Raw genomic sequence first — 12,756 nt, 5'->3', positions numbered from 1 at the left:
CTATTCTATTCCCAATAAATATACTCAGCTAATGTTTATAATAACGGTTACGTTACCGCAATTTACGAAAAGATATTTCAAATGCAAATTGTTTTTAAAAATTTCAAGGTTATTAATTATGGTAGAAGCGATAATTCTCTTTGGTTACAATATCAATGGGCATAAATTGATCTTCAATTCGCCGTTCGTGCAGATCTGTATAGCGATGGAGTGTCATAATACCTCTATAACCTTGTTCCTCAGGCTTCTGACAGATTAAAAATTGAATGATACCTAATTCGAGGTATTTAATATTTTCTTTTAAGAAATCATATCCGATGAGCACCTTAACAATGCTCTTCCGTTCGAAATAATGGGCAACAGCAGAGACTCTGGAGTTTGTTACAAAAACGCCTTCTATCCCCTTCTGCTCGCTAAAAACTTTATCTAAAGCATCTTCTATGGAAGAAGAATCTGTTTGTTTAATATCCAGCTTTAAGATTTGAAGCTTTTTGTTATTTTTTTCAAAATAAGCGCGGAATCCCTCCTCTTTCCGAAGGAGGTGGTGGTATTGATCGAGTTCCTTTGATACGTTTATCAATAATACTTTGCCCGTTTTGACGGCAAAATCCATCAATTGCGCTGCCTGATAGCCACTACAAAAGAGATGCGGCCCGATATAACAGACACTGTTCTGCCCGGGTACATCCGAATTGATAAAAACATAGGGAATTTTGCGTTCATTGCAGCGTGTGGTTAATTGTATTGCTTCTTCGACAAATGATGGTGCCACTAATAGCCCGTCGACAGCTTCCTCGAGAATTAAATCGACCTGCTTTAGGAACGATTGTTTATCATTAAGGTCAAAAAAAAATTTCAATACCACAATGCCGTATTGTTTTAATGCTTTGGCGGCTCTATCAATACCGGATAGCGGAGCCTCCCAGAAATCCGTTTCTGTAGAACTAGGAATTAACACGGCATATTTTGAAACTTTCTTTGATGCTAATCGACTTGCAATAATATTTGGCTTATAATCGAACTCTTTAATGATATCGTTTATCCGCTTCTTGGTTGCTTCCGATACACCCTTGCGATTGTGCAAAACACGATCAACAGTAGCGATTGAAACATTAGCCAAACGTGCAATCTGCTTGACACCAAATTCTTTATTTTCTAACGATTTGCTCATAGTATCAACGAAAGTATCTTTTTATTAAAATTAAAACAAATTATCTGGCTGTATTTAATAAAGAAATGCCGGCGCCACTTACGTTGTATCGTCTAAAAGCAACCTATCCCATACTAACTTTTATTTAAAGTGTTTCAATCTCCTTCTCTGCCAGTTGCTGATAGATAGCCTCACTGATCGTACTCTTGGGAGCGTCTGTATTATTGAGATTACACCAAAAGAATATTTTGACTGTTGACCATTTTCCATTCAACGGATTAATAATAACGCTCGGTGCTTTCCGCTTAAACACGTGTTCATTATCCAGAATGATGGTTTTGATCATCTCTACAATTTCCTCTTTATTAAATGGTTTGGCAATAGTTACCGTTAGGCTAACGCGAATATTATTATTACTTAGGGTCCAGTTGATGATATTATTAGAAAGTATATCACCGTTTGGTATGATAATTTCGGCGCCATCATCGCTTAACAAAGTGCTTGAACGAATACCTATTTCTTTTACCTTTCCTTTTCGATTTCCTAATTCAACAACGTCGCCAATGCGGATCGTACGATCAAAAATCAAAATAATCCCGGAAACAAAATTGCTTACTATGCTCTGTAAGCCTAAGCCGATACCCACACCTAAAGCACCTAACACTACGGTGATTTTATCGACTGGCAAACCCGATGCTGCAACTGCTAATAAAAAACCGGCAATAAGCAATACCAATCTGGTAATCAGCAACCTGGAGTGTTCTGCGTTGGCATTTTCGATGGTATCATCCCCTGTTTCGCCAAAAAAGTAGGCAACATATTTCTGCAAAAAGTTAGCCGTCCAAATAATTCCAAGAAATAGTAAAACACCGCCAAAGGTAAAAGAGAAGCTCCCTATTTTGCGTGGTGTGCTTAAAAACGAACCAATAACTTCGCTAAAGAATTCCAGAATATCTAAGTGAGCTGTCAGCAATACAAACCAAATGAAAACCGCAAGGTAAGATATAATGGTTGAAAACTCTTTGGCAATCCCCTCCCATTCGAAGTGATCGGCGTAACGTTTACGCATCCTACTGGCTTTAATTTGCAAAAGAAAGGCTTCGGTAATTAGACGTACGACTACAATGAGGGCAACCGTATGTAATAGCGCATATACACCGGTTGTATAAAAAATCTGCATAAGGGTGGTTCTTCCGAACATATTGGCTATAATAGCTAAGCCATTAAATAGCATATACAATGTTCCAGCTATAACCAATATGCGATAATTCCCCGCAATAGGCTTTAATTTACGCAACGCTATCACACCAAAGGCAGTAGACATTAAGTTGATCAATAAAATCATCCATCGTTGTGCCTGAGAAGAAACACCCAATAACCTCACTAAAGACAGCGCAATGAACAAGATGACAAATATGCCCCATGATAGCAAAGTCTCTCGAGGTAATCTTTTTAAAAATACTGTTGTAAGTATAATCAGTAATAAAAATTGGGTAAATTCTAAATACAAGGCCGGTGCCTGTAAATCAAAAATAGGTGCAAGGGCAAATATTAAGGTAAAGGCAGACAATATAGGAATTGGGGTTAATAACCTTAAATTAAGATCTTCCAAAATATCCATTTTCCCATGATTCTTAACGCTTTTGAAGTTATAAAACACCCATACAAAGAATAATAAACCCGTAAAGAGTAGGAGCACCCGGTTACTTCTTGTGTTTTTGAAATAATACGTATTTATTTTCTTTTCACTATCAAACATTTGATTAAACTCCGGATACTTCGCATCCGTTGTACTCGATCGCTTTTCCCACAAATAACGTTTCTCTTTGAGAAAGGCCTTTGGACCAATTGACTTTAGTTGCACATTGGTTTGGTATAAGAGCTCTTGGATTGCCAGTTCGTTGGTGGCTACATGCGCGCGCAGGCCGTTTAGCGTGTTTGTGGCCGCTCGAATGATGCTATCAGTTCCGACCCTTTTTAATCTTAGCGCCTTTATTTGAACACTAAAAGAATCGCGAAGCGCCTTCGTTCTAAAAATCTGTCGAATGACTGTATCTTTTCTAAGCGCCGCTATTTCTTTTTTAATGCCATCTAAATCTTTATCATACGAAAGGATAATGTCATTGTATCCATTTGCATTATCGGTCATCTCATCCAATAGCGTTCTGAACATCTGCAAATTTTGCAGATTGAATGTTCGAACGTTTAAAGACAAACGTTGTTTCAATAAACTGATGGTGGAGTCATCCGCAGCCAGCTTACTTTTTATTTCCGGAATACGACCAAAAGAGGCGGTTACGGTAGGCACCTTGTTTAAGGTTTCATACACACGTTCCAAGCCCTCCAAATAATCGCCGGTAGAAAGCATATTAGTATCTGCTAACAACGACGAGTCGTTTCTGGAACGCTCGGTTCTCAAGCTGCTCTGCGCACTTACCGTAACCGCTAAGAAGATAAATAGTATAAAAAAACAAGCTTTAAAGGCCTCATGGAAACCATTAACAGCTAATTGATTAGCTTTGTTCATATGGGAAATAGACAATCATATTTACTCAAGATAAAGATAGAACTTAAATAAATACAATCAAGCATATCATACTGCCCGCCAAAGACTAAATTTATTCCTTTGGAACAAACAGGACACTATTGGCTGCTATTTTTCCACTGGCTTTTTCATTGCTGATCTCCACGTAGCTGGCTTCGCTGTTTTTTATTGAATAATTACCCAGCCAAACCCACTCGCCGGAAGTCTGTCCTTCAATTTTGATATCCGCTAAATTCAGTGTTTTCGCTGTTTTTTGCTTACCATCAAACACGGTATACAAGAGCTGTGCACTGGAATTTTCGATTTTCGGAAAATAAGTATAAATGTCGTAGTTTCCGGGACTAAGGTCGGAAGACTTAAAGCGAGCCGTACTTCGTTGACTATTATCCGTCGAAATCAAATAGCTCGATCCAAAACCACCTCGCTTTTCCTCTTCCCATTTGCCGGTTAGCTGCACATCTTTCCGCTCCATGCTATTGATCCAGATGTCCGGTTTACGGCCATCACCCTTAGGATTATTCTTCCATAAGGCCTTTATTTCGTGAGCAGAAACGTCCTGTATAGCTTTTTTTCCGTCGATTGCCAAGCAGGCGGCAAAAGCGGCTGACTGACTTAGTACCATAAAAACAGGTTCCATTCGGATGGACCCGTAGGCGATATGGCTAGCAGAAAGGCAAACAGGTACCAGGAGGTTAGATACTTCTGTCTTTTTCGGAACAATTGAGCGATAGGAAATTGGGAAGGGGGGAAAACCACCTACTTCTACATTTCCCTCGTTTTTAACCATACCATTAACCACCAGTCGATCACAGTTATGAGAATCCATCGTGTAAGCCGCATAGCCGATATCATCCTTTACCACCTCCCTCCCCTGGCAGTGATGTTGTGTCATCACTACTTCACCGATCATTCTTCTTGCTTCCCGTATATAAAGTTGCGGACTCCAGTTCCCGTGCTCCGTATACTCGTCTTTCGGATAGCCCCAAGCTAGCATTTCATTCCGAATGAATTCAGGAACCGATGGGTCATGCCCGACAAAATACAGAAGCCCTTTGGTATAATCTTCATGGGCCTGAATGATTTCCTGCCGTCTCGCGTAATCGGCTTCCGGATAATCCCAATTCATCCCGATCATGTCTGTAGAAAAACCGTTCCGATTATTTATATCGGTTTTGTTATTAGGCATTCTACTCCAAATAAATACGTCATTTAAAGACTTCCAAGGATATTTCTCTTTCCACCTTTTCAATAATTCATATCGTTTGGGATCATAATTACGTGGTTTTTCAATGGTTATCCGATTGGCAGGATTGTTAGTTAAACAAATTCGAAAATTATAGGCTTGTACTTTTCTATCACCGGTTCCATTCGCTTTTAATACTTCGTCATTGATTCCCCACAGGAGTCCACTACTTTTATCACCGGGAATTTGATAAGGATCAATCCCATCGGGAAACTGATGGCCGTCCATCAGCTGTACTCCATTAAGCGTTTCGCCATAAACCTGGTTATCTTCTCGACCTACATGATAAGAAACTCCGGATTTTGCCATTAAATCACCTTCGTAGGAACAATCAATAAACACATGGGCGCTTATAGCGCGCTCCTGGCCATCAGTGCCTTTTATTGGTGCTACCAAAATTTGCGCGATATGGGTTACTTTCTTTTCGACCGCTGATAAAACGTGCTCGTAAACAATGTCAATTGAAGCCTTTCGCATGTAATCCCTAAAAATACTATCAGCTACTTTGGGTTCAAAAATCCACTGCTCGAATTTCCCATAGTGTTGTCCGATCTTGCGATAAAAATCGAGCGCTAAACCTTTTACAACATATTTATTACCGATATCGGTATAACCTAAACCACCGGAACTCATTCCGCCCAGTCGCGTTCCCGGTTCAACGAGCACCACCGATTTCCCGGCTTTAGCTGCTGTGTAGGCTGCGACGACACCGGCAGAAGTGCCGCCGTAAATGCAAATATCATAATCCTTAGCTTGCGCCTGCAATTGAATGCAAGCAATCAGTAATACCAAGAGGTAGTAAGAACTTCTATTTCTTATCATTTTCATATAATTTATTACTATCAATAACCGGGATTTTGGTCACTCGGATTTAGGGCATTATTATTATCCATTTCCACTTTAGGAATTGGCCATAAAAAGTGGCTGTCGCTAATCGCTTTTCCTTTTGCCGATTGGATTACTGCACGAACCTGGTCTCTACCCAAGCGTTTTAAGTCGTTCCATCGCTTGCCTTCTACCATAAATTCATATGCCCTTTCCTGAAAAACAGCATCGCGGAAAGATTGTTGATTTAATCCTGCCCAATCAACCTGCGGATTGGGTGTATTGACGTCTACCCCATACGCACGTCTTTTAACTTTATTCAACGCTTCATAAGCTTCAGCAGAGGGACCTCCCTCCAATTGATTTGCGGCTTCGGCATAAATTAATAGTACATCGGCATAGCGTAGCACGGGCATATCGTTTGCACTAGCGTCAACGGCCACCGAAGCTAAGTCCTTAAACTTTCTAAACTGATAGGGCTCATTGCCAGGCAGCTGGACTAGTGCTCCTGTTGACCGGTGAATATACGAATCATACAGATTAAATTCTTTTCGCAAATCACGATCCGACCAATTGGCAATCAGCGGAAAGGTTTCGCGCGCATAGATGGTGCGGAAACCAAATGGCGCGTAAAGTGTGTTCTCACCATGTATATACACGAGGTATTGGAAACCCAGGCCTCCGGAAGAAGAGTATTTGAAAGAAAAGATGTCTTCAGCACTCGTTACTACATCAGCACCGAAAACTTTTTCAAAGTCGTTGACTGTAGAAACCGGTACCAATTGGTATGTTCCCTCATCCATTACTTCCTTAGCAAGGTTACGTGCCTGTTCCCAATTCGCTAACGTTAAATAGACATAGGCCAACAGCGTTTTTGCCGCCCCTACGGTCGGTCTTCCAGGAATTGTTGCTACAGCAGGCAGATTCGCAATTCCTGTATTTAAATCTGCTATAATGAAGTCGTAGACTTCTTGTTCGGTACTCCGAGGCAGATCTGTTGGGTCATTGGAAGATTGCCTTAACGGTACCCCGCCCCAATTCCTAACTAAATCAAAATAAGCCAAGGCCCGAAGGAATCGCGCTTCTGCCAGTATCTGATTTTTCTTGTTTTCATCCATATTAATAGCCGGCACTCTTTCCAATACAATATTTGCTCTTAAGATGGATTGATAAGCAAATCGCCAAATAGTCTCTGCACGACCGATATTGGCACCGTCCAAACCATTGTACTCACTGACAGGTCCAAAAGAACCTCTTCCGTTCGCGTAATCCGAGCAAGCTTCGGTTAGTAACATATAAAAGCCTCCATAATAGCCCAATTCTCGAAATGGCGCATAAATTGCATTAACGGCAGTTTCAGCATCTTGGGCCGTCTGATAAAAATTTTCTTCTGAAAGTCGATCTATCGGAACTTCTTCCAAAGTTTTACTGCAGGCAGCAAATAAAATGATCGAAAATATATATAAGAGCTTTTTCATTTTTTCCATAATTTTTGTTGGAACCTTAATATTTTGTTATTTAAAAACTTACTTTCAGCCCCATGGTATAGGTTTTTGCCACAGGGTAACTGGTTTGGTCTATACCCAATGTAGTGGGCGAATTAGCTGTTCGGCTACTTACTTCGGGATCATACCAGGAATAGTCGGTGATGGTAATTAAGTTTTGTCCGCTTACATATAATTGTAAAGATTTAATCTTGCTACTTTTCAACGGGACATCATAAGCCAACCGGATATTTTTAAACCGAATAAAGGAACCATCTTCTATAAAGCGGTTTGACTCCCGGAAGCTGGAACCAACGCTGATAGCTGGATATGGTGCATTTGGATTTGGATTTTCAGGTGTCCAGCGATTTAATATATCCGCGATCTGGTTTTCTCCGAAATTGAAAGAATTGGCCTGGTTTGACAGATTAAAGTTGAACAAATCGGCTCCTTGCACTCCCTGAATAAAGATATTCAATGAAAAATTTTTATAGCTTAGGTTGTTATTGAAGCCAAAAATAAAATCGGGATTGGGATTGCCTAGGATTGTTCTATCCTCATTGTTAATTACACCATTGCCATCCAAGTCCTTATATTGTATACGCCCCTGTTCATTCAAGCCATCTTCCAAGAACCCATAAAAAACACCCACCGGATAACCTTCCCGGATAAGATTGGGACTAATACTAAGTGGAATAGATAAACCGGATCCAAATACATCCGCATGATTAGCTAGTTCGATTACCTTATTTCGATTAGCTGAAAAATTAACAGAGGCGTCCCATTTAAAGGTTCCTCGGGATATATCGCCTCCCAACTCGAATTCAAGACCCTTGTTTCGAATACGACCAATGTTTTGCATTTGATTTTGATAACCCGTGGAGGTTGCTTGTGGGACGTTGGCTAACAAGTCTTTTGTGTTTTTTATATAGTAATCAACCGTTAGGCGCAAACGCTCGTCAAATAAGCCCAAATCAAAGCCAATATTACTTTGTGTGGTAGTTTCCCATTTTAAATCCGGATTCGGCCGGGTATTTCCTGGTGCAAAGCCTGTGTTCAACGCATCTCCAAGAATAATATTAAAACCGGAAAGCACATTCAACGAGCCATAGGGAGAGATTGCGGTATTTCCCGACTGTCCCCAGCTGGCCCGTAGTTTTAAGTTGGAAATACTGTTGACATCGCTAAGAAATTCCTCTTCTTTCAATCGCCATCCAAAAGCCGCTGAAGGAAAATAACCCCATTGACTACCGGCCCCAAAACGAGAGGATCCGTCTGCCCTTATACTCGCAGTTAAAAGATACTTATTTTTATAAACATAATTTGCCCGAAATAAACCGGAAATCAACTTCCATTCGTCAATACCGGATGTAGGGGTAGCAATGACTGTTCCTGATCCAAGGTTATTATTTTGCAATATATCGGAAATAAAGCCACTAGCTCCCGATGAGTTCGTACTTGCCACCTCTGATTGATAAGTAACACCCGCCATTAAATCCAAGGAATGATCGTTAAATGTCTTTGCATAATTCAAAATATTCTCATTTAAGAAGTTTGTCCTTGTGAAATAATTGGTAGAAGCATTACCTGCCGGTGTTGACCTGATTAAGCGGGAAGAGTAATAGTCTCTTTTGGAATTGGCATAATCTACACCAGCAGAAACTTTTAGTGTCAACCCTTCCATAAAGGTATATTGTAGCCCGAGATTGGCTAACACGCCGCTTCCCGTTGTTCTGTCTACGCGTTCTTTGGCTAAAGCTACCGGATTCTCCGCAGCATTAGAGCTAAATGAATAAGGCACCACGTTGGAATAATTGCCATTTTCGTCATAAACAGGCACAGTAGGTGGTGCGACTAAAGCAGCGGAAACTACTCCGGACCCTCTTGATTGATTATCATTTGTGATGGCATTGTTAATGGTACGACTCAATATGGTACTTAAGTTTACTTTAAATTTGTCAGACACCTCCTGCTCTAAATTGGAACGCAGCGACCCTCTTTTATATCCTGAGTTGATAACAATACCATCCTGACCGAAATAACTTCCCGATACTGAATAGCGGGTCCTATCATTTCCGCCCGCGATATTGAGACTGTGATTTTGAATTGGAGCCGTACGAAAGATGGCATCCTGCCAATCGGTCCCTTCACCAAAACTATTGATTTGCTCTTGTGTAAAATATGGAGCAGCATTATCATTACGGGCCCGTTCGTTAGCGATTTCGGCAAACTGTCGGGCATTTAAAAGGTCTATTTTTTTTACCACATTTTGAAATCCGACATAACTGTTAAGTGTAACCTGATTAACATCTCTCTTTCCACTTTTAGTTGTAATAATAACCACCCCATTTGCTCCTCGAGAACCATAAATGGCCGTTGCAGACGCATCTTTCAATACTTCCATCGATTCAATATCCGATGGATCAAGAATAGTAGGACTACCTGAAAGTGCAAAACCGTCCACCACGTAAAGCGGTTCATTACTACCCAATAAGGAATTGCCTCCACGGATGCGTATATTCATACTGGCACCAGGTGCTCCTGAACTTTGCACTACTTGCACACCTGCACTTCTTCCCGTTAAGCTTTGCATGGCATTGGTTGACGGTAAGGCGGTAATGTCTTCTGACTTTACCGATGAAACGGATCCGGTTAAATCGCCTTTACGAACAGTGCCATATCCGACTACCACTACCTCATCCAAAGCTGCCTCTCGCGGTGTCATGGTAACCCGTATAGTTGATTTACCGGCGACGTTGATTTCCTGTGTGGCGTAACCCGTATACGAAAAAATCAGGGTCGCGTTCGAAGCAGCGCTGATCACAAAGTTGCCATCACTATCCGTAGAAGTACCTGTCGATGGGCTACCTTTTGTTCGGACAGAAACACCTGGTAAAGCTTGTCCTTTTTCATCAAGCACTTTTCCTTTTAGGGTATTCTGTTCTTGTTTGGAAGTGGCCATAAGCCCATTTGCTGAACTTTGCTTTTCCAATACAATCACCTTATTCCTTCTGATCTCATATTGAATTCCTCTGTCTTTAAAAAGGTTCTCTAACACCGCATCTAATGGTAGATTGTTAAAATTAACCGATACTCGTTCTTTGTCGTTGAGTACTTCCTCACTGTAAAATACGGTTAAACCCGTCTGTTTTCTGATCGTGTTAAAGAGATCGGTTAGACTGATGCTCTCCTTTTTAATGCTTACCCTGTATTGAGCCAATAAAGGGGTCGCAAATAGTTCCATCTGAAATAGCAGGCCTGCAATCAACAAGCCTTTTGCTATAGATCGACAAAATCGGTTAAATTGATTTTTCTTTTGATACATGGTTTGATGTCTATAATGGTTTTTAGCTAATTCACTATAAACACACCAAGCATTTTAAAATGGGTGAAAGAAAATTAATTTTTTGTGTTAATGGGGAGTAGGTAGTTGGAAATAATGATCAGAAAATAAGAGCTATTCTCTATTAACAAACTCCCGTTTCACTTCGAAGATCGTTAAGTAGCGAAGTAGTTGAATGTAATAAAGTAATCTATCCTACTGCTTATCGCGTAAAGCCTATTGTTTAAAGTCTAAAATGTAAGGTACCATCTATTACCATAGCACGCACACCCGCTGTCGTATTCAAATCATGCAAAAAGCCCTTTAGATCTTTCTTATCAAGTAAACCACTAATACGAATATGTTTCAGTTCACCATTCTCAAAATTTACCGGTAAATCAAACCAACGATTGATCATTTCACTGATTTCCAACAAGGTGGTTCCATGAAAATAATAAACACCTTCTTTCCAACTCAGTACAGTAAGGGGATCAAATTTTTCCTGTGAAAAACCGCTCTTCTTACTATAGCGTCCGCTCAGTCCGGGAGAAAGTAATAAACTAGTACCATTTGGGCTTTCCATTTGCACCTTACCTTGGAGAAGAGCCGTTATGACATGATCTTCAGCATAGGCATTTAAATTGAATTTGGTGCCCAACACATTCACCTTTGCTTTATCTGTATGCACAATAAACGGCTGATCGGCCTTTTCGGCGATTTCGAAGTAAGCCTCACCTTTTAAATAGACTTCCCTGGAATTTCCGGAGAACGTCATTGGAAACTTTAACTCGGATGAAGAATTTAGCCAAACTTTTGTACCATCAGCCAGTACAAGTTTATAGTCTTTTGTTGGTGGTACCACTAAAGTATTTGTTTTACTGCCTGCGATATCTTTATTGTAAATCAACATTTCGCCTTCTTTCCGCACTTGTTGCCCTGCTACATTCAAGATGGTGTGACCATCATCCAACGTTACCACTTCTTCTTGGTCGCCCACCAATAACTGTACCTGATTCGTGTCCGCTTTCTGTTGTCCGCCATTTACTAACAAAGCGGCATCCGTCTTGTCCTTATTAACTAGATATAAAGAGAAAAAAATACCACCAGCCAGCAGTAAAATGGCAGTCGCGGCATACGACAACCTTCTTCTTTTTGAAATCGAGATTGATTGCTCACTTAAATGACTTCTTACTGTAGCTAAGTCTTTCGAAATATCTATTTTATCCGTAAATAGCCTCAGGCCATTCGTATCCAAATCATTTTCTAGCTTTTTCCATAATTCCAGGCTCTCCGGATGTTGCAATAGCTCCTCCTGTAACCAACGGTCGTCATCATCACTGATTACTCCCATTGTTTTCTCCACATAGAGCCTTCGTATATATTCTTCGCTTACCATTTTTTACTAATACACGGATAAAACAAATTCAGGTTAATATTTAGTAGTTTTTTTTAGTTTTTCACGCAAATTTTTTAAGCCGATTTTTAAATGAGTTTTCAACGAATTAATACTTATTCCCATTGTTTCGGCAACATCTTGGTATTTCTTATCGTGCAAATAAACCAAGCTGATGGCCTCTTTTCTTTGCCTTGGTAAGTCGTTCAGATTAGCTTCCAATTTTTTATAAATCTGCTCGAACATTTCCTTATCTTGCATCTGGTAATTGTCTTCACTCAGTTTCTCATAGTCTGATTGTTTTCGAGCTCTTGTTTCTGTATTCCGTAAATAGTTCAAACACCTATTACGTACTGCACGATAGAGATAGCTTTTAACATCGCCATTAAGCTTATCAAAACGCTTCTTTTCCCATAGTTCTATAAATAAATTTTGTACAATATCCTTCGACTCCTCTTCTTCCTTCAGGTACAAATAAGCATAGCCACAAAGTAGTTTGTAATACTTATGGAACAATTCGTCAAATGCGGTTGAATTCCGGTTTCGAATCCCAACAAGCAGCTGCATGTCACTTTTTGCTTCCATCAAATTTGATTCGTTAGGCTTGGATTTAAGGAAGACCATCAAAATGGTTTATAACCTTGGCTTTATCTAGGACGAAACTAATGTTTTTTTTCCAATAAACAAACCGGAAATCGGTCGTTCGTTTATGGCTACACCCATCCGCTGTATTTACGTGTCAACTTATTTACCAAAAAAATAGCTGATTATTTTAGCGAATAATTACCTTTGTC

General features: G+C 40.1%; 7 protein-coding genes. All 7 read right to left on the bottom strand.

Annotated features, from left to right (window positions below; genetic code table 11):
* Positions 1 to 112: 112 nt before the first annotated feature.
* Positions 113 to 1,171 carry a LacI family DNA-binding transcriptional regulator gene (locus tag FKG96_RS11615; RefSeq protein WP_013666107.1) on the bottom strand — a complete coding sequence of 353 codons (1,059 nt, stop codon included), beginning with the start codon at positions 1,169 to 1,171 and terminating at the stop codon, positions 113 to 115.
* A gap of 124 nt (positions 1,172 to 1,295) precedes the next feature.
* Positions 1,296 to 3,677, bottom strand: a complete 2,382-nt coding sequence (locus FKG96_RS11610) for a mechanosensitive ion channel family protein (RefSeq protein WP_130857599.1) — start codon at positions 3,675 to 3,677, stop codon at positions 1,296 to 1,298.
* A 91-nt stretch (positions 3,678 to 3,768) separates the two neighbouring features.
* On the bottom strand, positions 3,769 to 5,760 hold the full coding sequence (locus FKG96_RS11605) for an FAD-dependent oxidoreductase (RefSeq protein ID WP_246860272.1): 1,992 nt from the start codon (positions 5,758 to 5,760) through the stop codon (positions 3,769 to 3,771).
* Between the two features lie 20 nt (positions 5,761 to 5,780).
* Complete coding sequence (locus FKG96_RS11600) at positions 5,781 to 7,241, bottom strand: RagB/SusD family nutrient uptake outer membrane protein (RefSeq protein WP_165447042.1); 1,461 nt, start codon at positions 7,239 to 7,241, stop codon at positions 5,781 to 5,783.
* Between the two features lie 40 nt (positions 7,242 to 7,281).
* On the bottom strand, positions 7,282 to 10,572 hold the full coding sequence (locus FKG96_RS11595) for a TonB-dependent receptor (protein WP_149105542.1): 3,291 nt from the start codon (positions 10,570 to 10,572) through the stop codon (positions 7,282 to 7,284).
* A 241-nt stretch (positions 10,573 to 10,813) separates the two neighbouring features.
* Entirely contained in the window at positions 10,814 to 11,965 is a 1,152-nt protein-coding gene (locus FKG96_RS11590; RefSeq protein ID WP_149105541.1) for a FecR family protein, read from the bottom strand.
* Between the two features lie 33 nt (positions 11,966 to 11,998).
* The gene (locus FKG96_RS11585; protein WP_168204556.1) at positions 11,999 to 12,547 is read right to left on the bottom strand and encodes an RNA polymerase sigma-70 factor; all 549 of its coding nucleotides are present in this window, start codon (positions 12,545 to 12,547) and stop codon (positions 11,999 to 12,001) included.
* Positions 12,548 to 12,756: the final 209 nt, after the last annotated feature.

Source organism: Olivibacter sp. LS-1 (assembly GCF_008245145.1).
Taxonomy (GTDB): domain Bacteria; phylum Bacteroidota; class Bacteroidia; order Sphingobacteriales; family Sphingobacteriaceae; genus Olivibacter; species Olivibacter oleidegradans.
Note: the sequence above shows the minus strand (reverse complement) of the source record. Positions and strands in the feature narration are given on the sequence as shown.